Source organism: Nocardiopsis moroccensis (genome assembly GCF_055763695.1).
In genome coordinates this window covers 2,250,930-2,276,097 of record NZ_CP199747.1, presented here as the reverse complement: position 1 = coordinate 2,276,097, position 25,168 = coordinate 2,250,930, and the positions used below count along the sequence as shown (strand labels likewise).

Sequence of the window (25,168 nt, the reverse complement as noted above, 5' to 3'; positions counted from 1 at the left end):
CCGTACACGAACAGGTTCACCTTTCCCATGCCTTCGGAGGCACCATGAGCCGGGCGTCCCGTCCGGGGTACCCCCGGCCCACCGCCGTCATCGTCATCGCACCCGACGAACACAGCGCCGAGATCGTCATCGAGGGGCACCGCCAGGTCGTGACCGGCCCCGCCCCCAAGGAGACCAGGCGTGCGGCGTTGGACATCGCCACCGGGTACGCCGCCCGGATCGGCCAGCCGGTGCTCGTCGACGCCCGGGACGCCAACGGGTACTGGCGCCTGGTCGCCACCCCCGACGGGGTCGTGCAGGCTGCGGACCAGGTCGCCCCGGCCCGCCCCCAGGGGCCGGTGCAGGGCCCGGTGCAGGGGCCGGTTCCGGCAGCGGGGAACGGGAACGGCCGCGGTAGGAAGCTCTTGGTGGGGGGAGCCGCCGTACTCGCCCTGCTGCTCGTCGTCGGAGCCGGAGCGGTCCTCACCCGGTTCCTTCCGGGACCCTCCGAGCCCGGGGCGTCCGAGGGCACCGAGGACAACATCGTGGCCCTGGAGTACTCGGCCCCGCCGGGGTTCGCGCCGGTCGTCGACATCACCGAGGAACTCGCCCCCGACACCGAGCCCGGTATCAGCCGCGACGGCGGGGCCCTCGCCTACGTCGACCCCGAGGAGCGGCTCAACCTGATCGGTGCCGACGGTTCGCGGCAGTGGTCCGTGGACCTTCCCTTCGAGGTGGCCGAAGGACTGGGTTCTCCCCGCTTCGTGCAGTACGGCGGCCAGAGCAGCATCGTGCTGGAGAGCGCCGACGCCCTGTGGTTCTGGCCGGCCGAGGGCGGCACGGCCACCAGCGTCGACCTGCCCGAGTCGGCCTCGGCCCGCTACGCCGGTGACTCGGTCATGGTCCGTGACGAGGACGCCGCCTACCTGGTCGTCGACGGCGAACTGGAGGAGGTCGAGGCACCCGGGAGCTCGGTTCCGATGCTCGCAGCCGCCGACGACCGTGTCCTGACCGCCGTCGTCAGCGGTCCCTGGAACTGGGTGCAGCCCGGCGGCGACCCCGAAAGGGTCCACGCAGAGCGCCCCGGTGAGGCCGGTGAGATGGAGGGCGTGCTGACCGCCCTGCGGGAGTACGTCATCGTCCGCTGGCAGCCACTCCAGGGTGAGGGGTCGATCCTGGCCTTCCACGATCGCGAGGACGGTTCCGTGCTCGGATCGGCCGAAATCGAGCAGGACGCCCTCGAGGGCGTCGCCCACCGCTCCGGGCCGATCGGGCTCGACCTGGTCGCCTACGGTCCGGTGCTGTTCACCCCGGACACCGGCGAGACCACCGTGGTTCCGGGCTTCGTTCCCGAGGTCTCGGTCGGAAACCAGGTCTTCGGGGAACTCGATGGGACCCGGGTGGCGCTGGACGCCTCCGGGGAGCCCTCCGAGGTCCCCGAGGACGCAGAGACTCCGCGCGGCCTGCTCGGTGACCGCGCGGTGGTGGTCCATGACGGCCACCTGTATGCCATCCCCCCTGAATAGATCAGTACCCAAGAGAAAGAAAGGAGTGGGATGACCCCTAAGAAGCGGGTATTCACCGTGACCGCGGCCAGCCTGTTCATGGCCGGTTTCTCGGCCGGACCGGTGTTCGCTGCCGAGACCCTGGACAAGACCGCGCCTGAGGCCGCCCCCGTGGCGACCCAGGAGGCGGCCGAGACCGTCCCGGACATCGGCCTGCAAACGGTCGAGACCTTCGACCTGGTTGCCCCGGGTCCCGGTGACGGCGAGGACCCTGGACCGGTGGACCCTGACCCGGTCGACCCTGACCCGGTGGATCCGGACCCGGTTGACCCGGACCCCACGGACCCCGGTGACGGCGAGGACCCTGGACCGGTGGACCCTGACCCGGTGGATCCGGACCCGGTTGACCCGGATCCCACGGACCCGGTTGACCCGGATCCCACGGACCCGGTCGACCCCGACCCGACGGACCCGGTCGACCCGGATCCCACGGACCCGGTCGACCCCGACCCGACGGACCCGGTCGACCCGGATCCCACGGACCCGACAGACCCGACGGACCCGGACGGTGGCACCGACCCGGGTGACGACGGTAAGTCGCCCGAGGGCAGCGCACCCGGGACCATCGCTCCCGGTGGCAACGCCCCCGAGGGCCAGGCTCCCGTTCGGAGCGGTGCGGCGGGCAACAGCAGCCCCGACCTCGCCGAGACCGGCGTCGACCTGTCGGGCTTCGTGCTCGGCGGCGCCGTCGTGACCGGTATCGGTGCTCTGGCCCTGTGGGTCGGCAACCGCCGTCCGGGCATGGCCGAGTAACACCGCGTTCGTTCCCGCGCCCCCGCGGGACCGGCGTGTGACAGGGCCCCGCCCGCCGGAATCCTCCCGGGTTCCGGCGGACGGGGCCCTTCCCTGTTCCGAGTCCCCGTCCCGGGCCCCTGCCCCGGAACCCTCCTGCCGCTGCGCGGCCGCTCAGGAACGGGGGCGCAGGGCCGAGGCGAGCAGGAAGGCGACCACCCCCGCCGCGGAGATCGCCCACAGGGCGCTGCCGAGGGTCACGGAGTCGGCGAGGAAACCCACCAGGGGAGGGAAGGCCAGGAACCCGGCCCGGCCGAGCCAGCCCACCACGGTCACCCCGTCCCCGGTGCGCACCCCGGGCACGTTTCCCGCCGCGGCCAGGGTCAGGGGGAACAGCGTGGACACGCCCAGCCCCATCACCCCGAAGCCGACCACCGTGGTCACCGGGTGCGGGAACAGGAGCGCGAACGCCAGGCCGCCCGCGGCCAGGAGCCCGCAGGCGTGGCCCACCACCGCGGCGCCGAAGCGGTCGGTCACCCGGTCGCCCGCGAGACGGCCGACCGTCATCATCGCCTGGCAGGCCACGAAAGGCATGGCGGCCAGGAAGAGCGGTGCGCCCAGTTCCCCGGTCATGTACACCGCGCCCCACGAGGCGGCGGAGTCCTCGATGCCACCGGCCATCATCAGGAGAGCGCCCAGCATCAGCAGCAGGAGGACCCCCTTCCCGGGGATGCGCGCGCGGCTGCCGTCGTGCCCGTTGACGCCGTCCTCGCGTTCGCTGTTCTCCGGGCCGGGCAGCAGCATCCGGCTCACCGTGAGGTTCACCACCACCAACAGGACCGCGACCCCGCCCAGGTGCCACAGGATCGGTACCCCGGCGCCGGCCATGGCCGCACCGAGCAGCCCTCCGGCGACCGCGGCCAGGCTCCACACCGCGTGGAAGGTGTTGATGATGCTGCGCCGGTAGCGGCGCTGGACGCGTAGGCCGTGAGAGTTCTGCGCGGAGTCGGTCCAGGCGTCGGCGCTGCCGAGGACGAACAGCGCGGCGGCGAGCATCCACCAGTTCTGGGCGAGCGCGATGAAGGGAAGCGCTCCCACCGAGATCAGACTCGTCCCCACCGCGGTCCGCCCGCTGCCGAACCAGTGGATCAGCGGCCCGGCGAGCATTCCGGTGAGGATCGCCCCGAAGGGCATCGCCGCGATCGCCAGCCCCAGTTCGGTGTTGCTCAGACCCAGGCTGTTCTTGATCACCGGCAGCCACGGAACCGCGTTCGTGTAGGTGAACCCGTTGACGAAGAACAGAGTGGACACCGCGGCCCGCGCGCGTCTCGCCTCCGGCGGCGGTGCGGTGTGCGTCTCGGTCTTCGCGTTCACGGGCTACTCCCAGGGTCGTTTCGGTGCCTGCGGATGGTATCGGTCCCATCAACGGACGACCAGGGATTTGCCCGGGAGTACCGCCCCCGGGGTCTCATCTGTTCGTGTGTGAGGTCACATGAGCGCACACGAACGTACACGAGTGAACACATTGAACAGCTCCGCTGGTGAGGGACTCCGGTGCCGGGCCCGACCGGTCCGCGCCCTGCTCGGTCACAGGAGTTTTTCGGTTTCTGGGACACCGGGCCCCGGGTGCGGCCAGCGTCGTTCTCGAACACACGAACGACTCAGAGGGGTGGGGGCGGAAGGACCGGTGGCTCGCACCAAAACGCGGGGGCTACGTCCGATCGCTGTCCCCTATCTGGCCCCGGGTCCGACCGGTGTGGCGGTGCGCACCCGCCTCAAGCACCTCCTCGTCGAGGACGAGGAGGTGCTTGAGGCTGCTCGGCTCCCACCTGGGCTCGCCGGCGGCCAGGGACCTCAAGGCCCGGTGCGCTGACGGTGTGGACCATGACGGCCACACGTGGGCGGCGCGTAAACGGGCGCTGACACCGGTTTCGTCGTCGCGGTGGGCGGGGTCGATCACCAGGGCCACCCATGAGCAGTGGGCACTGGCCCGCCGCTGCGGTGGCGATCGGGCGGCGCGCTCAGGGGTATCCGGTCCGGCTTCGGACGGCACCGCCCTGTACCCACCGGAGTGATGGGTGCGGGCCTCGGACCGTTCAGGCCGATCGTGGTGTCCCCGGGTGTGAGGGACCCCGCCACTCGGTCTTGGAGCGCGCACACGATGCGCGTGCCCGGGCCGAGGGAGAGAGAACCCGGGGGACCAGCGCGTCCAACACCGTTCGGGAGGCGCGCAGGACCGGGAGAGCACCACAGGGCACTCCCGCACACTGTCAAGGAACGGTTGCCATCGGACACGGAGTCGTTTTACATGGGTGTTCGGCCCTTCCCGTCGCCAAGCCCTCGGTCCTCGCCCGATCTCCGACCCGGCCCCTGCACCGGCTACGCCCCGCGGCCTGCTCTCCGCGTGCGGCACCCCTGACCGCCGACTCCCTCGCCCCGGGACGCGCCGTGCCCCGACGGTCCCGGCCGGAACCGGAAGACCACCATGATCAGAACGAGTGCGCTGCGCCAAACGCCCACCCTCGTCGGGAAGAGCGTCTGCCTGGTCCCGTTGGGTCCGGAGCACACGGACGCCTACTTCGCTGCGGGTCTGGACGAGGAGGTCCGCAGGCTCAAGGGCGCCCACGGCCACCTCACCTACGAGCAGGCCCGTCAGTGGTGCGAGAGCCGCGCGGGCCGGTCCGACCGGTTGGACCTCGCCATCCTCGCGCCCGGGGACGGCCGCTATCTCGGTGAGCTCTCCATCTACGCGGTCTCACCCGAGAACGAGACCGCCGGGTATCGCATCGCGCTGTCGGCGATCGAGTTCACCGGCCGGGGGCTGGGGAAGGAGGCCACCCAGTTGGTCCTGGAGTACGCCTTCGACCACATCGGCCTGCACCGGGTCTGGCTGCAGGTGTACGCCTTCAACATGCGTGCCATCGCCGTGTACCGTTCCTGCGGTTTCCACGTGGAGGGAAGGCTGCGCGACTCCCTGCTCTGGGAGGGGCGCCGACACGACGCCCTGTTGATGGCCGTACTGCGCGGCGGCTTCGAAAGGAGGTGAGTCGGGTCGGTTTTTGCCCTGCGGCGGGGTTGGAATCCGTGTGGGGCGGGGTATGCCGGTACCACTTTTCCAGCGGCTCACTCCACACAGCCGGAAGGAGCGGCGCCGGGCTCCGCGGCTTCGGCGCCGGTGAGGACATGAACCCGGTACCCGTTTCACTGCCCTTCGCAGACCGGTCCGACGCGGGCCGACGCCTCGCAGAGCGGGTGCGTCCCCATGCCGTCAACGATCCCCTGGTGCTCGCGCTGCCTCGTGGCGGGGTTCCGGTCGGCGCGGAACTGGCCCAACGACTGGCCGCCGACTTCGACGTTCTCATGGTCCGCAAGATCGGCCTGCCCGGACATCCGGAGACCGGGGTGGGCGCGATCTCCGAGGACGGCCACGTCCTGTACGACGACCTCGCCCTGGCCCGGCTGCACGTGCCCCGCCAGGCCCTGTCCGACACCGTTGCCTCCGAGCACAGCGAGCTCGACCGTCGGCGCCGTGTCTACCGGGGAGACCGGCCCGCCCCCAGGATCGCCGGGCGCGACTGCGTGGTCGTCGACGACGGGGTCGCCACCGGGGGGACTGCCCGCGCGGCCCTGAGGATGGTGCGCCAGGCGGGCCCGGCACGCCTGGTCCTGGCGGTCCCGGTCGCCGCGCCGGAGACGCTCGAGGCGCTGCGCGCCGAGGCCGACGCCCTGGTCGTGCTCAGTGTTCCGGACAACTTCCGGGCGGTGGGGGAGTGGTACCGGGACTTCGACCAGCTCTCCGACGGGAACGTCGTCGAGATCCTCTCCGAGCAGGCCCGCCACCACCGGGGGACCGACGCCGCCAGGGCGGTGCGGATCCGTGCGGGGCAGGTCTACCTCGACGGGGACCTCACCATGCCGACGGCGCTGCGCGGTGTGGTGGTGATGTCCTTCGGTCAGGGGCAGGGCGACCCGCATTGGCGGTCGACCGCCTCGGTGCTGCAACGCGCCGGGTACGCCACCCTGGTGTTGGACCTGCTCACCGGGCAGGAGCGCGCCCCGGGCGGTGAGGAGCCGGACACCGGCGTGCTGGGGGAGCGGTTGAGCGCCGCGGTGACCTGGCTGCGGCGTGCCACCGACGCGGCCAGCGAACCCCTGGGGGTGCTGGGTTCGGGGGCTGCGGCCCCCGCCGCCCTGGTGACGGCGGCGGAGCGGCCCCAGGACGTGGCGGCGGTGGTGGTCCACGGCGGGCGCATCGACCTGGCGGAGTCGAGCCTGCCCTCGGTGCGGGCCCCGTCCCTGATCCTGTTGCAGAGCGCGGACTCGTTCGTTCGCGAGCTGGGCGAGTGGACGAGGAACCGGTTGGGCGGCCCCTCGGAGCTCAAGGTGGTCTCCGGAGCCGAACAGCTGCTCGGGGACTCCCAGGAGTGGCGTCAGATGGCGGTGGAGACACTGGACTGGTTCGACCGGCACCTGTCGTACCGGCCGGAGTGAGCTCCGTGACCGGGGCCCGTGCGGGGTGCGTGCGGCGACGGGCATGAGAAAACCCGCGGCGCCCTCGACGTACTACGTCGGGGCGCCGCGGGTTAACGGGGCCGGGGCCACCGGGAGGAGATCCGCTCGGCGGGATGACGCTAGGCTGCGTTGGCGCGCCGCATACGGCGACGGCGCTCGGAGGCGCGCTCGTCCTCGTTCAGCCCGCCCCAGGTGCCGTACTTCTCCGGACGCGAAATCGCATAGTCCAGGCAGTCGGTTCGAACAGGGCAGGCTGCACAGATCTCCTTGGCCTTGCGCTCGCGAATCTCCCGCTCCGGCTGGCGTTCGCCATCGGGGCCGAAGAAGAGCACAAGGTCCTCGCCCCGGCACGCGGCGGCATCCTGCCACCCCCAGCTCGGGCGGGGGCGCAGCGCGGCCTGCCGACGTACCTGAGACATGCTTGAACCACCTCTACTGAAATCACTAGTAAGCTGTCTGAAAAAGCTTCAGTCACCAAAAGTTGGTCATGCGGCGTGAGTCACCCCGCACGACGCAAACGTCGAGCGGTGTTGGCGTTGTTCCCCGGTGTGGCTGAGACCACGAGAAGCGCCATCACAGAGGCGATGCCTGCGGATGATGGGGGTGCTCTCACGCGAACGGCCGCGGAGGCGGTGACAGCCTCCGTCCGAGCCGGTACGTAATCATGCCATCCCCACTCCCGATCCTGCACGGGGGGTGGGGAAATTACTCATCCAACCGTTACCGAAACCTGATGCTTGGCGTCCGGTCTCTGGTTGTCTGTCAGATTTTGTCGCAAATCGCTAGATCTACCGTCTTGCGAAGGACACAGCACATCGTATGGTGCGATGTCCCTCCTGCCTAGGGGGTCGTCCTGATGCGCCCATCACATTGCGGTCCCGCCATCCTTCCGAGATTCGGAGGGACCGTATGTCCTCACCCAGGGCGACGGTGACCTGAGGGCGATTCCCCTCCCCCTGCGGCGTTCGCAGACCCCGCCGACCCCTCCGCGACACGCCCGCGATCGTCCGGACACGCCCGTGACGTCCCCTAGGGGAAGGACCAGGGGGACGGAGCGGAACAGGCCGTGGTGTGCGGGCGTCCCAAACGATAGAAAACAGATGCGCCCCTTTCCCGATCCCTTCGGAGAAGCACGCGCCCCCGCACGGGACCGAACCTAGGAGACGAACACCGTGGCCCTCTTGCGGCTCATCCTGAACATCATCTGGCTCTTCGTCGCCGGATTCTGGCTGGCGATCGGCTACGCCGTCGCCGGCGTCATCTGTTGCGTCCTCATCGTGACGATCCCCTTCGGCATCGCCTCCTTCCGGATGGCCAGCTACGCGATCTGGCCCTTCGGGCGCGACCTGGTGCGCAGGTCCGGTTCGGGCGGCGGTACCACCGTCATGAACGTCATCTGGCTGATCGTCGCCGGCTGGTGGCTGACCATCGGGCACATCGCCACCGCGCTCGGCCTGGCGGTCACCATCATCGGTATCCCGATGGCGTGGGCCTCACTGAAGATGATCCCGGTGGCCCTGGCCCCCTTCGGCAACGAGATCGTCCGCAGCGGTCACCCCCGGGAACCCTGGCAGTTCTGACAGAGTTGTCCTCTCATCGGGCCCGGCGCGACCGGACCCCGCGGCGCATCCCCCAGACCGGTGTCTTCAGGTGGCGGCCTCCGCCGGACCGGCCACCGCGCAACAACCAGAGAATGGAGTCCATGTGCAAGCCCAGCGGCCGGGAGTATGGGCGCTCCTGAACAAGTGGCTCGTCGCCCGCAGGGCCCGCGCCGAGCGCCTCGCCCAACGCGAGGCGCAGGAGGCCGAGGCGGAGTCCGCTCCGGAGGCCGAGGACGAGGTCGTCGAGCAGGACGACGTGGGCGCGGGCGACCTGCTCCGGGTGGTCAGTGACGTCGCCTGGCGGACGCTCCTGATCGGTGTGGTCGCGGGCCTGCTCGTCTACGCGGTCATCTACCTCTCCGTGATCACCCTCCCGGTGATCCTCGCGGTCTTCCTCACCGCGCTGCTCATGCCGCTCGCCAACTGGTTGAGGAGCAAGGGCCTGGGGCGCGGACCGTCCACGGCGGCCACCGTGCTCTTCGCACTCGTCGTGCTCAGCGGCGCCATCACGATGATCGTCTCCCCGGCCGTGCAGGGGTTCGAGGGCCTGGTGGCCAGCGTCTCGAGCGCGATCACCGAGCTCCAGCAAGTGCAGGTCCCCTTCGTGGACCCGGCGCTGATCACGGAGCTGATCGACAACGCCTGGCTGCAGGTCCAGGGGATCATCACCGACAACACCGACCAGCTGCTCACCGGCGCCTGGACCGCCGGGGCCGCAGTCGTCCAGATCCTCATCAGCCTGGTCCTGATCATCGCCCTGACCGTGTACTTCGTGCACTCCGGCGACAAGCTCATGGACTGGGTCGCCACCCTGCTGCCCCCCAAGTCCCGCCCCGGCCTGCGCCACGCGGCCAACGTCTCCTACGGGGTGATGGGCCGCTACGTCCGCGGTGTCGCGATGGTCGGCCTGATCGACGCCGTCGGTATCGGCATCATCCTGGTCGCCTTCGTGGACATCAACCTCGCGATCCCGCTGATCGTGCTCACCTTCATCGGCGCCTTCCTGCCGATCATCGGGGCCTTCCTCACCGGTCTGCTCGCGGCCCTGGTCGCCTTCGTGACCGAGGGATGGGTCATCGCCCTGGTGATCGTCATCGCCGTGGTTCTGGTGCAGCAGTTGGAGAGCAACGTCTTCGCACCACGCATCTACGGTCAGGCGCTGGAACTGCCCTCCCCGGTGGTTCTGATCGCCATCACCGTCGGCGGAATCCTCGGCGGCGTCCCCGGCCTGTTCCTGGCCACCCCGGTGGCCGCGGTGCTGGCCGCGCTGCTGCGCAACCGGCCCCCGTCGCACCAGAGCGCCGACCCCGACAACTCCTCCGAGGCGGAGAAGGCCCCACCGGAGGGGTCGGAGCGGGAACCGGCCGCCGTCGTGGTCGTCGCCCCCGTGGAGGAGGGGGACCCGCCCGGCAGGGAGTGACCTCGCACCGGATCCGTGCCCCTGGGGAATGCACGGCGCCCCCGACCCCGTTGTGCGGGTCGGGGGCGCGTCCGTTCGCGCGGAGCCCCGGAAAAACCCTCGCCCCACCCTGCTCGCTTGCCGTTAGGCTGGTCTGGTTGGTCTGAGGACACGTCCGCCGCGGCCCCTTGCCGCCACCAGACGCCCGGCGAACCCCACGGGGCTCGGAGCGCCGCGCGGACCCCGGCCGCCCCGAACCGCCACACCACCTTGAGGATGCCCCACCCATGTTGATCGCCACCGACCTCGAACTGCGCGTCGGCCCTCGGCTCCTGTTGGAGCCGACGACATTCCGAGTCGCTGCTGGGGACCGGATCGGACTGGTCGGCCGCAACGGCGCGGGCAAGACCACGATGACCAAGGTGTTGGCGGGGGAGGGGATGCCCACCGACGGCACCGTCACCAGCTCGGGAACCATCGGCTACCTGCCGCAGGATCCGCGTACCGGCGACCTCGACGTGATCGCCAGGGACCGGGTGCTGTCCGCTCGCGGGATCGACGAGGCCCTCAACGGTCTGCGTGAGGCCGAGAAGAAGATGGCCAGTGACCACGAGAAGACCCGGAACAAGGGTGTGCGCGCCTACAGCCGGTGGGAGGAGCGCCTCCACGTGCTGGGCGGATACGCCGCCGAGTCCGAGGCCGCCGCCATCGCCTCCAGCCTGGGCCTGCCCGACAACGTGCTGTCCCAGCCCCTGCACACGCTCTCCGGCGGCCAGCGCCGCCGGATCGAGCTGGCCCGGATCCTGTTCAGCGGTGCGGACACCTTGCTGCTGGACGAGCCCACCAACCACCTCGACGCGGACTCCATCGTCTGGCTGCGCGACTTCCTCAAGTCACACCAGGGCGGCCTGATCGTGATCAGCCACGACGTGGAACTGGTCGAACACGTGGTCAACAAGGTCTTCTACCTGGACGCGAACCGCAGCGTCATCGACATCTACAACATGGGCTGGAAGCAGTACCTGGCCCAGCGCGAGGCCGATGAGCGCCGCCGCCGCCGTGAGCTGGCCAACGCCGAGAAGCAGGCGGACACCCTGCGCAAGCAGGCGGACAAGTTCCGGGCCAAGGCCTCCAAGGCGCGTGCCGCCCAGCAGATGCTCAACCGCGCCGACAAACTCCTGGACGGGGTACAGGGCGTACGCAAGTCCGACAAGGTCGCCAAGCTGCGCTTCCCCGACCCGGCCCCGAGCGGGCGCACCCCGCTGATGGCCGAGGGGCTGTCCAAGTCCTACGGCTCGCTGGAGATCTTCACCGGCGTGGACCTGGCCATCGACCGGGGCAGCCGGGTGGTCATCCTGGGACTGAACGGTGCGGGCAAGACGACACTGCTGCGCCTGCTGGGCGGGGTGGAGGAGCCGGACCGGGGGAGCGTCATCCCCGGCCACGGGCTCAAGCTCGGCTACTACGCGCAGGAGCACGAGACCCTGGACGTGAACCGGAGCGTGCTGGAGAACATGATGAGCGCGGCGCCCGACCTGCCCGAGGTCGAGGCGCGCAAGACGCTCGGATCGTTCCTGTTCACCGGTGACGACGTGGCCAAGCCCGCGGGTGTGCTCTCCGGCGGCGAGAAGACCCGTCTGGCCCTGGCCACCCTGGTGGTCTCCAGCGCCAACGTGCTGCTGCTCGACGAGCCCACGAACAACCTGGACCCGGCCAGCCGGGAGGAGATCCTGGGGGCCCTGCGCAACTACAAGGGCGCGATCGTCCTGGTGACACACGACGAGGGCGCGGTGGAGGCACTGCAGCCCGAGCGTGTCATCATGCTGCCCGACGGTGTCGAGGACGTGTGGAACGCCGAGTTCGAGGACCTCATCTCCCTGGCCTGAGCGCCGGGCGCGATCGCGGTGGACGGAGGTGGACGCTCAGGGCTCTGGGAGGTTCACCTCCTTTCTTTTCGGACACGGTTACCGGTGTTCCGAAACCCGGGCGGCCCGGCGCGGCGCCGGGCGGATGTGGCGCTGTGTGAGCGCGATGTCCGATCATGGCTGTGGCTGCCGGGCCGGTGGGAATCCAACCGTCGTCGAAGGGGAGAGCTGTGCGTGACACGTTGAGGAAGGGCACCCGTGTGTCGGGGGAGGACCGTTCGGAGCTGGCTGCAGAGCTCAAACGCCGCTACGACGGGGGCGAGAGCATCCGCAGTCTGGCGGCCGCGACCGGTCGCTCCTACGGGTTCGTGCACCGCCTGTTGGGTGAGGCCGGGGTGGAGCTGCGCGGACGCGGCGGGGCCACGCGCAAGGCATGACCTCCGGGCGGTCCGTACCCCGGGGCCCTTGCCCCCGGGCGGGGCGTCCGTACCGCCCCGGGGCGGGGAGGCGCTGCTCGTGGCCCGTGTCGTTTGGCCTGTGTCGTTTGTGGTCCCTGTTGCTCGCGGTCGGGGTTACCGACGAGTAAGGTCGGTTTGCAGCCAACCGAAGTGACGGAGGAACCCATGGCACAGGCCCCGACGGAGTCCGGGAAACAGGAACCGCCCACCGAGGAGGAACTGACCCGGGCCGGGCTCAGGCTCGCGGTGGACGGGGCGGTCGCCCGCATCACCATCAGCCGTCCCGAGCGCCGAAACGCGATGACCGGGCGCACCTGGACGACCCTGGCCCACATCGGCCAGGCGCTCCCAGGCGATGTCCGAATCGTCGTCATCGCCGGCGAGGGCGACATCTTCTCCGCCGGTATCGACCTCAACATGTTCACCCCCGAGGGCGTGGACGGGGAGCGCTCCATCGTCGCCGGGCTCGCCGACGGCGCGGCCGACGAGGCCGACCTGGACGCCTACATCGCCGAGCTTCAGCAGGGCTTCCTCTGGCTTCGCCGTCCCGACCTGGTCACCATCGCCGCGGTGCGTGGCCACGCCATCGGTGCGGGGTTCCAGCTCGCGCTCGCCTGCGACCTGCGCATCCTCGCCGACGACGCCAAGTTCTGCATGAAGGAGCCCGCCCTGGGCCTGGTGCCGGACCTCACCGGTACCAAGCCCCTGGTGGACATCGTCGGCGTCCACCGCGCCACCGAGATCTGCCTGACCGCCCGCAAGGTCGGCGCCGAGGAGTCCCGCGACCTCGGCCTGGCCACCCTGGTCGTCGGGGCCGACGAACTCGACGGTGCCGTGGACGACGCCGTCGCCGCCCTGCTGGCGACCAACCCCGAGGCCGCCGTCGCGACCAAGGGTCTCCTCCAGCAGGCCGCGGACAACACGCTCGAAGAGCAGTGCGCCGCCGAGCGCAGAGCCCAGATCTCTCGCCTGACCGCCCTGGCCAAGAGCATGGCCCCGGGCTCCTGACCATCGGGGTGCCCGGCCTCCGGGCGCTTCGGGGGCGGGGTGGGGAGACCCGTATCACCGGTGAAAAACACCCATCCCGTCCCCGGCCCGGGGCGACTTCTAGTACGCTGCTGCAGGCGGTCGTTGAATGCCGCGCGCATCCGAGCGCGCCGGGCCGCCAAGACGCGGAGAGCGTGCTGACCACGTCGGCATCACTCTTGACCCGAAGAGCACACGAACCCCGCACAGATCGGGGTCGCTTCCGCGTGTGATCAGGCGCGTTTGTGTGATTTCTTCGCTGGGTCCGCCGTGACCGTGTGGAGCCTTCCTCGAAACGCTGCCAAACGACGAGGAAGGTACACGTCACTTGACGACGGACACTGCCGTAATGCCCGCTTTCGACAGCCTTGGTCTTCCCAGGGACATCGTCGGAGAGCTGGCCAAGAACGGTGTGACCACCCCGTTCCCGATCCAGGCCGCGACCATCCCCGACGCCATCGAGGGCCGTGACGTCCTCGGCTGTGGTCGTACCGGTTCTGGCAAGACCCTGGCCTTCGGCCTGCCGGTCCTGATGCGCTGCTCCGAGCGCCGCGCCGCCGCCAACCGCCCCCGGGCACTGATCCTGGTGCCCACCCGCGAGCTCGCGCACCAGGCGCGCGACGCCCTCCGCGGCTACGCCCGTGTCCTGGGCGTCAAGATCGGCGACGTCGTGGGCGGTAGCTCCTACACCCGACAGATCAACGAACTGCGCCGCGGCGTCGACGTCCTCGTCGCCACCCCGGGCCGTCTCACCGACCTCATCGACCAGGGCGTCTGCGACCTGGGCGACGTCGAACTCTCGGTGCTGGACGAGGCCGACCAGATGTGCGACATGGGCTTCATGCCGCAGGTCAGCGAGCTCCTCGACCAGGTCCGCCCCGACGGCCAGACCCTGCTGTTCTCGGCCACGCTCGACGGTGACGTCGACAGGCTGGTCCGCAGGTACATGAAGGACCCGCAGACCCATTCCGTGGACCCGCCCGTCTCGCAGGTCACCACGATGGAGCACCACCTGCTCAAGGTGCTGCCCCGCGACAAGAACAAGATCGTCACCCAGATCGCCGCGCGCGACGGACGCACGATCCTGTTCGTGCGCAGCAAGTTCCGGGCCGACACCATCAGCGAACAGCTGGTCGAGGCCGGTGTGCCCTGCGCCTCCCTGCACGGCGGCAAGACCCAGAGCGTGCGCACCCGCACCCTGGCCAAGTTCCGTGAGGGCAAGATCCAGGCCCTGGTCGCCACCGACGTCGCCGCCCGCGGCATCCACGTCGACGGCATCGACATGGTCGTCAACATCGACCTGCCCACCGGCCACAAGGACTACCTGCACCGGGGCGGGCGCACCGCCCGCGCCGGTTCCTCGGGCGTCGTGATCTCCCTGGTCGCGCCCAACCAGCGCCGCCTGGCCCGCCGTCTGCTCAGCGACGCCGGCGTCGAGGCCAAGCAGCACCTGGTCAACCCCGGGGACGAACTGCTCTCCCAGGTCACCGGTGCCAAGGAGCCCAGCTGGGAGCCGTGGATCGAGCCGCCCGAGCCCGTTCGCGAGCGCCGCGGCCGTGGCGGCCCCCGTCGCGGTGGCTACCGCGGCGGCGGTGGTGGCGGCTACCGCGGTGGCGGCGGCGGTTACCGGGGTGGCGGCGGCTACCGGGGCGACCGTCCCCGCGGTGAACGCGGCGAGGGCGGCTACCGAGGCGGCGACCGCCGCAACGACCGCGGCGAGGGTGGCGGCGGCTACCGAGGCGAGGGCGGCTATCGCGGCGGCGAGCGTCGCGGTGAGGGCGGCGGCTACCGCGGTGGCGAGCGTCGCGGCGGCGGTGGCGGTTACCGGGGCGGGGACTCCCGCGGCGGTTACCGTGGCGGCCCCCGTCGCAACGACCGCTACGATTCCGCTCCGCAGCGCTAGCCGACGGCGGCGCCGCGGTACGGCGGCACAGTGTCATCCCGGGGACCCGGGCGCCACGAGGCGCCCGGGTCCCCGGCCCCGGGGCGGGTCCGACCACAGGTCGGGCCCGCCCCGTCATCGTTTACGGTCCTTTACCGCCCCTTCGCGTGTCCCCGGTGACCGAAACCGTGCCCAACAGGGACAGTTGCCGGAAACCCCGACGTCGCACTCGGGACCACACGCCGCCTGAAGGGGAACGCGTGACCGTCCTCAACAACGCACTGGTCGCCCTCAACGACTTCTTCTGGAGCGTCTTCGTCATCCCGCTCCTGATCGTGCTCGCCCTCTACTTCACCGTGCGCTCGGGGTTCGTCCAGCTGCGTCTTCTGCCCGAGATGGTGCGGGTCCTGCGCAGCAGCCCGGGCGTGGCCCCCGACGGCAAGAGGGAGATCTCCTCCTTCCAGGCCTTCGCGATCTCGGCCGCCTCCCGCGTGGGTACCGGAAACATCGTGGGCGTGGCCACGGCGATCATGCTCGGCGGCCCCGGGGCGGTGTTCTGGATGTGGGCGATGGCCACGGTCGTGGCCGCCGCCTCGTTCGTGGAGTCCACCCTCGCCCAGCTGTACAAGGTGCGCACCAGCACCGGGTTCCGCGGTGGCCCGGCCTACTACATGCTCCACGGGCTGGGGCAGCGGTGGATGGGCGCACTCTTCGCCGTGGTCATCACGATCACCTTCAGCCTGGTCTTCAACTCCGTCCAGGCCAACAGCATCACCGGCGCCATCTCGACCTCGGCCGACACCGTGGGCGCCCCCACCGGCTGGCTGCTGAACACCGTGGTCGGAGTGGTGCTGGTCGGGGTCACCGCCTCGGTCATCTTCGGCGGGATCCGGCGCATCGCGAACGTGGCCCAGGCACTGGTCCCCCTCATGGCGATCCTCTACATCCTGCTGGGCGTCGCGGTGCTGGTACTGAACATCGGCGCGGTGCCGGGGGTGATCGCCGACATCTTCGCCTCCGCCTTCGGACTGCGCGAGATCGCGGCCGGCGGTGTGGGCACCGCGATCGTGCAGGGCCTGCGGCGCGGCATGTTCTCCAACGAGGCGGGACTCGGCTCCGCGCCCAACGCGGGCGCGACCGCCTCGGTCTCCCACCCGGCCAAGCAGGGCCTGGTACAGACCCTGGGCGTCTACTTCGACACCTGGCTGGTCTGCTCGGTGACCGCGTTCGTCGTGTTGCTGTACGGACCCGACTTCGACACCGAGGCCGGTGCCGAGGTCACCCAGCGCGCACTCCAGGCCAACCTGGGCGACTGGTCCGTCCACGCGCTCACGGTCATCCTCCTTCTGCTGGCCTGGACCTCCGTACTGGGCAACTACTACTACGGGGAGTCCAACCTCCAGTTCCTGGACGCCAACCCCCGGCACATGCTCTACTTCCGCTCCGCGGTCCTGGTCGCGGTCTTCCTCGGCTGCATGGCACCGCTGACCCTGGTCTGGAACACCGCGGACCTCTCCATGGGCGTCATGGCCATCGTGAACCTGATCGCCCTGGCTCCGTTGTCAGCGACCGCCTTCCGGCTCCTGGCCGACTACAGCCGCCAGTTGCGCAACGGCCTCGATCCGCAGTTCACCCTGGCCAAGATGCCGGACCTGCGGAACGTGACCTGCTGGGGTGAGCCCGGCGGACCGCTGCCCGAGGAGGTCGACCGGTCCGAGGGCATCGCGTCCGGTGACCCCGGCCTCCGGGCGGACGGCAGGGACGCGGGGGATGCGGGCAGCGGCCCGGACACCGACGACGGTCCGGACGCCGGCGAGGGCCCGGGCCCGCGGCGCAACGACTGAGCACTGCGGTCCGGCCGGGCTCCGCCCCCGGGCCGGCCCCCGGTCGGACCAAAGAACGAACGAAAACGATTGTCGGTTACTATTCGTGGAGTCCCCAACCGACCCCACGGAGTACCCCTGTGTCCGAACGGACGACACCGGAGCGCGGATCCGCACCCGACCCCGCCACCTCGCTCGGCGACACGATCGCCGGCGGCTGGGACGACCGCGGGGACGAACTCCCCCCTGCCGATTGGGGGCGGAGTTCGAGTTCGCGCAGAACCGGAACGGTTTGGCTCTTCGCCCTCTTCATCACGGCCATGGCGGTGGCCCACGCCTGGCTCACCGACGACCTGACCGGGCAGGCCTTCCTGGCCTGGGCGACCATCTTCACCGCCATCAGTTTCCAGGCGCTGCCCTTCCTGGTCTTCGGGGTGGCCCTGTCCGCGGCGCTCGTCGCCTTCGTGCCGGCCTCGGCCTACCAGAGGTTCATCCCGAGCAGGCCGGGACGCGCGGTTCCCGTCGCCGGGGTCTCCGGTGCACTCCTGCCCGGGTGCGAGTGCGCCTCGGTTCCCATCGCGGGAAGCCTGATCAAACGGGGGGTCGCACCAGCGGCGGCGCTCACCTTCCTGCTCGCGGCGCCCTCCATCAACCCGATCGTCATGATCGCCACCGCCGTGGCCTTCGCGGGACAGCCGGAGATGATCCTGGCCAGGTTCGCGGCCTCGCTGCTGGCCTCCGTGGTCATCGGCTGGGTCTGGGTGCGCTTCGGCCGCGCCGACTGGCTGCGCCTGCCCTCGCGCACCCACGCCCCGGACGCCTCCAAGTGGGAGGTCTTCCGAGAGTCGATGGTGCACGACATGATGCACGCGGGCGGATACCTGGTGGTGGGCGCGCTCGCCGCCGCCACCCTCAACGTCATGGTGCCCCGGGAGTGGCTGCTGGCCGTGGCCGAGGCCCCGGTCATCTCGGTACTGGTGCTCGCCCTCCTGGCCATCCTGCTCTCGATCTGCTCGGAGGCCGACGCCTTCGTCGCGGTCAGCCTCACCGACTTCTCGCCCACCGCCAAGCTCGCGTTCATGGTCATCGGTCCGATCGTCGACCTCAAGCTGATCGCGATGCAGGCCGGGGTGTTCGGCTGGCGGTTCGTCGCCCGCTTCGTACCGATCTGCCTGGTGGTCGGCCTGCTCAGCACCTTCCTGATCGGAGGTCTCCTGCTGTGAATCGCATTGCTCAGGGGCTCACACTCGTGCTGCTCGGTGCCGCCGCGCTGACCAGTACTGTCCCCACCGACCTGTACCTGAACTGGGTCAAGCCGGGCTTCGGCCCGTTCCTGATTGCCGCCGGCGTGGTCATGGTGCTGCTCGGCGTCCTGGTCATCGTGGCCGAACTGCGCGGCGGCGACCAGGCCCTGGACCAGGAGGACGTGGTCCCGGCCGGTGCCGCCGCGGCGGGGGACGACGGACCGGCCCGCTCCGAACTCGACCACGCCGCGGCCGAGTACGCCGGGCACACCGGCGACGGGCACGGGCACGACCACGAGCGCGCCCCGGGGGTGGCCTGGCTGCTGCTGCTCCCCGTGCTCGCGGTGTTCGTCGTCGCGCCGCCCGCGCTGGGTTCCTACACGGTGGAGAGCACCGGGGGGTCCTCCGGGCCGCCGCCCAGGGACGAGAACGGTTCCTCCCGTTTCACCGACAACCTGAGCAAGGCCGCCCCGGGCGAGGTCGTCGAGCTCGACGTCCAGCAGTTCGTGATGCGGGCCTGGGTCGACGAGGAGCGGGAGTTGGCCGACCGCGAGGTCGAGCTGACCGGCTTCGCCGTTCCCACCGAGGACGGGGAGGACTGGTACCTGGCCCGGCTGCAGATGGCCTGCTGCGCCGCGGACGCGGTCGTCAACAAGGTCCTCATCACCGACCATCCGGCGCCGGAGGCCGACACCTGGTGGAAGGTACGCGGCACCTGGGTGGAGCCGGAGGGGGAACTGTACGACGTCTCCGAACACGAGATCGAGACCTCCTCGGTCGAGGCGGTGACCGACCCTCCGGACCCCTACGAGTAGGGCGACCGGAGCGGCTGGAGCGAACAGGACGGAGCGGGACCTCGGGCCCGCTCATGCTGGTCAGCCGCCACACCGGTGCCAATTCGACGGTTTGGGACCGCACCGGGTGACAATGGGGGCGTGTCAGAACGGGACGAGCGAGCACGGAGCAGGCGCGGACTCTGGCGCAGGGCGCGCCCCCGTTCGATCCGCGCCCGGGTCACCGCCGGGGCGGTCGCCGTGCTGGTCCTGGTCGTCGGCATCCTGCTGGTCCTCTCCTTCGTGGTCATCCGTGGGCTGGCACTCGACCAGGTGCGGGACCGGGCGGCAGACTCGGCGCGCGAGGTCGCCGAGCACATCACGACGGACCGCTACCCCGGGGCGGTCCCGTCCTCCGGAACCGCGGTCCGGCGCATCCAGATCGTCGACCAGGAGACCCACGAGGTCCTGGCTTCCAGTGAGTCGCTGCAGGGCCTGCCGGCGCTGACCGAGGAGGTCCCCGACCCCGGGGGCTCGCGGCTCGACACCACCGTCTGCGGGGCGGTCGAGGGGGAGGACCCCCAGGAGTGCTTTCTCGTGGCGGGCTACGCCGTCCCCGACTCCGCCTACGGGGACGTGACCGTCCTCGGAGCAGCGCACACTCCCCAGCTCCTGACCACCAACACCCTGCAGGGCGTGCTGCTCGGTCTGTCGGTGCTCCTGGTCGCCGGTACCGCGCTCGTTATCTGGCACGGGGTCGGCAGGGCCCTGAGGCCGGTGTCCAGGATCAGTGAGGAGATGGACCGGATCTCCGCCAGCGACCTGCACCGGAGGCTCCCCGTGCCCAGGAGTGAGGACGAGATCGCCCACCTGGCCCTGACCGCCAACTCCAGCCTGGCCCGGTTGGAGGAGTCGGTCACCCGGCAGCGCCGGTTCGTCTCCGACGCCTCCCACGAACTCCGCAACCCCATCGCGGGGATGCGCACCAAGCTGGAGGTCGAGCTCTCCGACCCCGAACCGGACCAGCGCGCCAGGGAGCGGCTGCTGACCGGGCTGCTCTCCGACACCGAACGGTTGGAGAACATTGTCTCCGACCTGTTGGAGCTGGCCCGGCTGGACACCGGTGTGGCGGTGCCGCAGGAACTGGTCGACCTCTCCGAACTGGTGGAGCGGGAGTTCTCCGGACGGCGCGGAAGAGTCGCGGTGGAGGTCCACACCTCCGGACCGGTGTACGCGTTCGTCAACCGGCTCCGGACCGTCCGGGTCGTGACCAACCTGGTGGCCAATGCCGAGCGGCACGCGAACAGCCGGATCGACATCATCGTCCACGGCCGGGACCCCGCGGTGGTGGAGGTGCACGACGACGGCTCGGGGATTCCGGTCAAGGACCGGGAGCGCGTGTTCGAGCGCTTCGCCCGGCTGGCGGAGTCCAGGGAGCGCGACCCCGGCGGGAGCGGCCTGGGCCTGGCCATCTCCCGGGAGATCGTGCAGGGCTACGGCGGCACCCTGGTGGCCGGGCACAGCGACCTGCTCGGCGGGGCCGTGTTCGTCCTGAGCCTCCCCGGCCGGGATGACCAGCGCTGACACCGACCGGGCGCCTCTATTCTGGGAGGAATGGTGCACAAGAAGGCGGGTCGGGTGCGGCGGGCGGCGCTGCTCGCGGGGTGGGTCCTGTTGTTGGTCTGGGCCGTGCTGCACGGGCCCGACCCGGAGACCGTGCGGTCCTGGACCGCCGACGCCGGAGTGGCCGGATTCCTCGTGTACCTGGGGGCCTACACGCTGGCGGTCCAGGCGTTGGTGCCCCGGCCCGCGCTGAACCTCGCCGGGGGAGCACTCTTCGGCCTGGCACTGGGGGCGGGGCTGGCCCTGGCCGGGGGTGTACTGGCCGCTCTGGTCCAGTTCATGGTGGCACGGCACGTGGCACACGACGCGATCGCCCGCAGACTGCCGGAGAGGGTCCGGGACAGGCTGGCGGGGCTGTCCGGAGGCCGCGCACTGTTGGCGGTGGTGCAGCTGAGACTGATCCCCGTGGTGCCCTACCAGATGGTCAACTACGGTTTCGGGCTGACCGGGATGCGTGCGGCGCCCTTCGTACTGGGCACGGCGCTGGGGTCGCTCCCCGCCACGGTGGCCCTGGTCCTGGTGGGTGCGGGCGGAGCCGATGTCGCGTTCCAGGTCGCTCTGGGCACGGGAACCGCGGCGGTGGTCCTCGGCCTGCTCTGGTGGCTGTACTCGCGTCGCGCGGCCGTGCGGAGGGCGCGGGGGGCCGAGTTGACGGAGACGGTCGCGCGGAGCGGGCCGACGGACGAGAGCGGCCAGGGCGAGTGGCGGGCGCGCGCCTGAGCGGTGCGCGCCCGCCCCCGCTCAGCCGGTGCCGCCGAAGAGTTCGACCTCGTCCGGGCCGGGCCGGTCCAGGTCGAAGGGGAGGATGTCCCCGCCGTCGCTGTCGGTGACCCGCGGCTCCTGGAGGACCTCGGGCTTCTCTCCGGCGCTGTGCTGGACCACCATCACGCCGGAGTAGCCGCTGTGGTCCTCCTCGGTGGCGGCGAAGGGCACCAGGCCGGGGCCGACCCACTCCTGGGAGTTCAGGGTCCGGATGAGGGTCTCCCGGTCCAGGTCGGGGCCGACCTCCATGAGGAGCTGGGCGAACAGGGTCGCCTGCACCATGCCGTACACCGTGGTGTCGGTGAAGGGGGCGCCGTCGTTGTACTCGTCGTGGATCTCGCGGTAGAACTCGGTCCACGGGTCGTCGGTCTGCGCCGCCATCGGCAGGAAGGCCGTGACGATCAGGCCGTCGGTGAAGGCCTCCGGCGGTACGTCCTCGGCGGGGGTGCCCTCGGCGTACTCCTCGATGAGCTGCGAGATGATCTCGACGTCACCGCCGAAGCTGGGTGCCACCCACTGGGGTTCGTAGCCGATGGACTGGGCCTCGAGGATGGCCAGGCCCAGGAAGGCGGGGATGCAGTAGCAGACCGCGACGTCGGCCCCGGACTCCTTCAGCGCGGCGATCTGGCCGTCGAGCTCGGGAACACCCGGGTCGTAGGACTCCCAGGCGACGATGTCGTCGATGAGGTACTGCTCGATACCCGCGTGCGAGGCCGGGCCGACGTCGTCGTTCTGGTAGAGCAGGCCGACGTCCGCGTCGGGGAGGTTCTGCGCGATGTAGGCCCCCTGAACCTTGGCCTCCGTGGAGTAGTCCACCTGGAACCCGTAGCTGTACGGGTACTCCTCGGGCTGGTCCCAGGCCAGGGCCCCGGAGGAGACGAACAGGTCGGGGACGCCCTCGTCGTTGAGGTCCTGGATGACCGCCTCGTGGGTGGGTGTCCCCAGACCGCCGAGCATCGCGAAGATCTCGTCCTCGTCGATCAGCTCGCGGGTGACGTCCATGGTCTGCGCGGGGTTGAAGGCGTCGTCCTTGACCCGGTAGTCGATCCGGCGGCCGTGGATGCCGCCGTTGTCGTTGATGTAGTCGAAGACCGCGCTCGCTCCGGTGGAGACGTGCACGAAGCCGGGGGAGGCCGAGCCGGTCAGCGGCTGGTGGGTTCCGATGACGACGCTGTCGTCGGTGACCCCCGTGGTGATGTCCGAGGCGGTGTCGTCCTGCGCCGACTCGGAGTCCGCGCAGGAGGCGGCGAGAACCGCGACGGCGAGCGCCGAAGAGATGATTCCCAGTGATCGCATGGTGGTGTCCTGAACTCGGTTGTGCCTTCGCAGCGGGAGGCCTTCTCGGCCCGTGGGGAAAGCGGCTTCGTAGCTCGGGAGAGGATCATGGGACGGATATACCTACTCGCCAGTACGTTACCGGTTGGTAAACATCATACGAACACAGCTCGTCACTGCAACCTGCGGTAACCCCATCAGGGGCGGGATCGGTGCTCGGAGGCCGCCGTCCTCGGGCGTGCGCGGGCCGGGGGAGTGCTTTCGGAGACGGCGAAGGGGACCACGCCGCGTGGTCCCCTCGAAGCTTCCCGGTCCCGGCTTCCCGGCCTCAGGCCCCGGTGCGGTCCAGGAGTTCGCGGGCCAGGCGGGCGACACGGTCCGAGGCCTGGTGCACGGCGCTGTCGCGGCGCCAGACCAGGAGGTGGCGGAGCTGTATCGGCGCCCCCTCCAACTGGCGCACCACCACACCCCGGCCGGCCTCGAAGTCCGACTGGCACGGGGCGATCGCGCGGCGGTCGGCGATGAGGTCGCGGATCTCGGACCGGTCGTAGAGGCGGTAGGGGACCTCGGGGCTGAAGCCGGCCCGCTGGCAGGCCAGGTAGAAGCACTCGGGCCAGCCCGTGCCGTCCGGCGGGGTCAGCGCCCACGGGCATCCGGACAGGTCCTCCAGACGGATGAGCGGTTTCTCCGCCATCGGATGGTCGGCCCACACGGCCACGTGCAGGGGGTCCACCGCGAGCATCGCCCAGGCCAGCGGTCCGTCGGTGGGCAGGTCGCGGTCCACGTAGTCGATGGTGGTTCCCAGGTCCAACCGGCCCGCCCGCACCAGGTCGGTGACCAGCTTGGGCGAGTACTCGGTGCGCACGTGTACCGGAACGCCCGGAAAGACCTCCGGCAGGCGTGCGGACAGCTCCACGGTCAGGGGGCCGACCCCGCCCACGCGCAAGGTGCTCGGTGAGGCGCCCCGGGCGGTGATGTCGTGCACCAGGTCGTCCATGGACAGCAGGACCGCGCGTGCCCGGACCAGAACGAACTCGCCGAGCTCCGTCGGCCGCACCCCCGAGCGACCCCGGTGGAACAGGGGGCCGCCCACCTCGCGCTCGATCCGCTGCAACTGGGTCGTCAGCGCCGGCTGGGACGTGGACAGCGCTGCCGCCGCCCTGGTCACGCTGCCGGTGTCGGCCAGCAGGCAGATCGTACGCAGGTGGCGGAGTTCGAGGTCCATGCGTGGAATCTAAGGCGAGGAGGCGCTCCGTGTACAGCCGGGCCGGGGCGGGCGGTCGCGTCACGCGTCCCGTCCGGCGGCCGGTGCGTTCCCGGCCCCGCCGTCCGGGCCCGTCTGGTCGAGGCGCCGGACGCCCCCGTGGGATAGGGTGCCGTTCATCACCATATAGTTGGACGACCTACTAAATTCGCGGAGACCCCGCGGGGGCGGTGGGTCCGAGGCGCACCCGGGCGCGTAACCGTGGGGGATTTCATGGCGGTCGAACGCATGCTGCACACACCCGAGGCCGAACAGCTCCTGGAGCTGACCAGGGAGCTCGTCGACAAGGAGGTCGCACCCCGTGCGGCCGCGGATGAGGAGGAAGCCCTCTTCCCCCGCGACCTCTTCGCCACCCTGGGCGGGAGCGGGCTGCTCGGGCTCCCCTACCCGGCCGAGTACGGCGGTGGCGAACAGCCCTACGAGGTCTACCTCCAGGTTGTGGAGGAATTGGCCCGCGGCTGGCTCGCCGTCGGGCTGGGGGTCAGCGTCCACACCCTCTCCTGCTACCCGATGGCGGCCTTCGGCAGCCGGGAGCAGAAAGCCGCCCACCTGCCCGCCATGGTCGGCGGTGAACTCCTGGGCGCCTACTGCCTGTCCGAGACCTCCTCCGGTTCCGACGCCGCCGCGCTCGCCACCCGCGCGGAGCGCGTCGACGGCGGTTACCGGGTCAACGGAGCCAAGGCGTGGATCACCCACGGGGGACGGGCCGACTACTACACGCTCTTCGCGCGCACCGGCGCCCCGGACTCGGGGACACGCGGCATCAGCTGCTTCCACGTGCCCTCGGACACGCCCGGACTGGGCTCCGCGACCCCCGAACACAAGATGGGCATGTGTTCCTCGCCCACTGCCGGGGTTCTGTTCGACGAGGTCTTGCTGGGCGCGGACGCCCTCGTGGGGGAGGAGGACCGCGGGTTCGGTATCGCCCTGGCCGCCCTGGACTCCGGCCGCCTGGGCATCGCCGCCTGTGCCGTGGGCCTGGCCCAGGCCGCACTGGACGCGGCCCTGGCCTACTCCCGGGAACGCCGCCAGTTCGGCAGCGCCATCGGCGACTTCCAGGGGATGGGCTTCATGCTCGCCGACATGGCCACCCAGATCGCGGCCTCCCGCGAGCTCTACCTCTCCGCCGCCCGACTGCGTGACGCGGGCCGCCCCTTCGGCAAGCAGGCGGCGATGGCCAAGCTGATGGCGACCGACACCGCCATGAAGGTCACCACCGACGCCGTCCAGGTCTTCGGCGGTTACGGCTACACCCGGGACTTCCCCGTCGAGCGCTACATGCGCGAGGCCAAGGTCCTGCAGATCGTGGAGGGCACCAACCAGGTGCAGCGCCTGGTCATCAGCCGCCATCTGGCCAGGGAGGCCTGAACCGCCGCAGGAGCGTA

At 70.7% G+C, this 25,168-nt stretch carries 21 protein-coding genes; 16 read left to right on the top strand and 5 right to left on the bottom strand.

Annotation, left to right across the window (positions count from 1 at the left end):
* Window positions 1-44: 44 nt before the first annotated feature.
* Both ACUKCB_RS10180 and ACUKCB_RS10175 read left to right on the top strand, forming a co-directional pair.
* Window positions 45-1,505, top strand: a complete 1,461-nt coding sequence (locus ACUKCB_RS10180; RefSeq protein ID WP_473040270.1) for a hypothetical protein — start codon at window positions 45-47, stop codon at window positions 1,503-1,505.
* Between the two features lie 30 nt (window positions 1,506-1,535).
* The gene (locus tag ACUKCB_RS10175; RefSeq protein WP_473040269.1) at window positions 1,536-2,297 is read left to right on the top strand and encodes a hypothetical protein; all 762 of its coding nucleotides are present in this window, start codon (window positions 1,536-1,538) and stop codon (window positions 2,295-2,297) included.
* 153 nt (window positions 2,298-2,450) lie between these two features.
* Here ACUKCB_RS10175 and ACUKCB_RS10170 read toward each other — a convergent pair whose 3' ends face one another.
* Window positions 2,451-3,650 (bottom strand): MFS transporter, encoded by a 1,200-nt coding sequence (locus tag ACUKCB_RS10170; RefSeq protein ID WP_473040268.1) that lies wholly within the window; start codon window positions 3,648-3,650, stop codon window positions 2,451-2,453.
* A gap of 337 nt (window positions 3,651-3,987) precedes the next feature.
* A complete protein-coding gene (locus ACUKCB_RS10165; protein ID WP_473040267.1) occupies window positions 3,988-4,236 on the bottom strand; it encodes a hypothetical protein in 249 nt (82 codons plus the stop codon).
* Between the two features lie 525 nt (window positions 4,237-4,761).
* Between ACUKCB_RS10165 and ACUKCB_RS10160 the strand changes: the two genes are divergently transcribed.
* Window positions 4,762-5,322 carry a GNAT family N-acetyltransferase gene (locus ACUKCB_RS10160; protein WP_473040266.1) on the top strand — a complete coding sequence of 187 codons (561 nt, stop codon included), beginning with the start codon at window positions 4,762-4,764 and terminating at the stop codon, window positions 5,320-5,322.
* A 137-nt stretch (window positions 5,323-5,459) separates the two neighbouring features.
* Window positions 5,460-6,767, top strand: a complete 1,308-nt coding sequence (locus ACUKCB_RS10155; protein WP_473040265.1) for a phosphoribosyltransferase family protein — start codon at window positions 5,460-5,462, stop codon at window positions 6,765-6,767.
* Window positions 6,768-6,907: 140 nt separating this feature from the next.
* On the opposite strand, the gene ACUKCB_RS10150 is transcribed toward ACUKCB_RS10155, so the two are convergent.
* Complete coding sequence (locus tag ACUKCB_RS10150) at window positions 6,908-7,207, bottom strand: WhiB family transcriptional regulator (RefSeq protein ID WP_017588640.1); 300 nt, start codon at window positions 7,205-7,207, stop codon at window positions 6,908-6,910.
* A gap of 753 nt (window positions 7,208-7,960) precedes the next feature.
* Here ACUKCB_RS10150 and ACUKCB_RS10145 point away from each other — a divergent pair.
* The 11 genes from ACUKCB_RS10145 (at window position 7,961) to ACUKCB_RS10095 (ending at window position 21,202) form a co-directional block, all read left to right on the top strand.
* Window positions 7,961-8,368 (top strand): YccF domain-containing protein, encoded by a 408-nt coding sequence (locus ACUKCB_RS10145; RefSeq protein ID WP_473040264.1) that lies wholly within the window; start codon window positions 7,961-7,963, stop codon window positions 8,366-8,368.
* A 124-nt stretch (window positions 8,369-8,492) separates the two neighbouring features.
* A complete protein-coding gene (locus ACUKCB_RS10140) occupies window positions 8,493-9,809 on the top strand; it encodes an AI-2E family transporter (protein WP_473040263.1) in 1,317 nt (438 codons plus the stop codon).
* A 266-nt stretch (window positions 9,810-10,075) separates the two neighbouring features.
* The gene (locus ACUKCB_RS10135; RefSeq protein ID WP_191271073.1) at window positions 10,076-11,674 is read left to right on the top strand and encodes an ABC-F family ATP-binding cassette domain-containing protein; all 1,599 of its coding nucleotides are present in this window, start codon (window positions 10,076-10,078) and stop codon (window positions 11,672-11,674) included.
* A 209-nt stretch (window positions 11,675-11,883) separates the two neighbouring features.
* Entirely contained in the window at window positions 11,884-12,090 is a 207-nt protein-coding gene (locus ACUKCB_RS10130; protein ID WP_191271071.1) for a helix-turn-helix domain-containing protein, read from the top strand.
* Window positions 12,091-12,276: 186 nt separating this feature from the next.
* Entirely contained in the window at window positions 12,277-13,119 is an 843-nt protein-coding gene (locus tag ACUKCB_RS10125) for an enoyl-CoA hydratase/isomerase family protein (protein WP_473040262.1), read from the top strand.
* A 367-nt stretch (window positions 13,120-13,486) separates the two neighbouring features.
* Complete coding sequence (locus tag ACUKCB_RS10120) at window positions 13,487-15,040, top strand: DEAD/DEAH box helicase (RefSeq protein WP_473040261.1); 1,554 nt, start codon at window positions 13,487-13,489, stop codon at window positions 15,038-15,040.
* A gap of 239 nt (window positions 15,041-15,279) precedes the next feature.
* Entirely contained in the window at window positions 15,280-16,863 is a 1,584-nt protein-coding gene (locus ACUKCB_RS10115) for an alanine/glycine:cation symporter family protein (RefSeq protein ID WP_473040260.1), read from the top strand.
* 119 nt (window positions 16,864-16,982) lie between these two features.
* Window positions 16,983-18,065: a permease gene (locus tag ACUKCB_RS10110; RefSeq protein WP_473040259.1), complete on the top strand. Its 1,083-nt coding sequence runs from the start codon at window positions 16,983-16,985 to the stop codon at window positions 18,063-18,065.
* Complete coding sequence (locus ACUKCB_RS10105) at window positions 18,062-18,901, top strand: TIGR03943 family putative permease subunit (protein WP_473040258.1); 840 nt, start codon at window positions 18,062-18,064, stop codon at window positions 18,899-18,901. Before ACUKCB_RS10110 ends, ACUKCB_RS10105 begins: the two co-directional genes overlap by 4 nt.
* A gap of 120 nt (window positions 18,902-19,021) precedes the next feature.
* Window positions 19,022-20,443, top strand: coding sequence for a sensor histidine kinase (locus tag ACUKCB_RS10100; protein WP_473040257.1), 1,422 nt, complete (start codon window positions 19,022-19,024; stop codon window positions 20,441-20,443).
* 30 nt (window positions 20,444-20,473) lie between these two features.
* Entirely contained in the window at window positions 20,474-21,202 is a 729-nt protein-coding gene (locus ACUKCB_RS10095) for a TVP38/TMEM64 family protein (protein WP_473040256.1), read from the top strand.
* Between the two features lie 21 nt (window positions 21,203-21,223).
* Here ACUKCB_RS10095 and ACUKCB_RS10090 read toward each other — a convergent pair whose 3' ends face one another.
* Window positions 21,224-22,540, bottom strand: a complete 1,317-nt coding sequence (locus ACUKCB_RS10090) for an ABC transporter substrate-binding protein (RefSeq protein ID WP_473040255.1) — start codon at window positions 22,538-22,540, stop codon at window positions 21,224-21,226.
* Window positions 22,541-22,847: 307 nt separating this feature from the next.
* Window positions 22,848-23,744: a LysR family transcriptional regulator gene (locus tag ACUKCB_RS10085; RefSeq protein ID WP_473040254.1), complete on the bottom strand. Its 897-nt coding sequence runs from the start codon at window positions 23,742-23,744 to the stop codon at window positions 22,848-22,850.
* 252 nt (window positions 23,745-23,996) lie between these two features.
* Between ACUKCB_RS10085 and ACUKCB_RS10080 the strand changes: the two genes are divergently transcribed.
* On the top strand, window positions 23,997-25,151 hold the full coding sequence (locus ACUKCB_RS10080) for an acyl-CoA dehydrogenase family protein (protein ID WP_473040253.1): 1,155 nt from the start codon (window positions 23,997-23,999) through the stop codon (window positions 25,149-25,151).
* Window positions 25,152-25,168 lie beyond the last annotated feature (17 nt).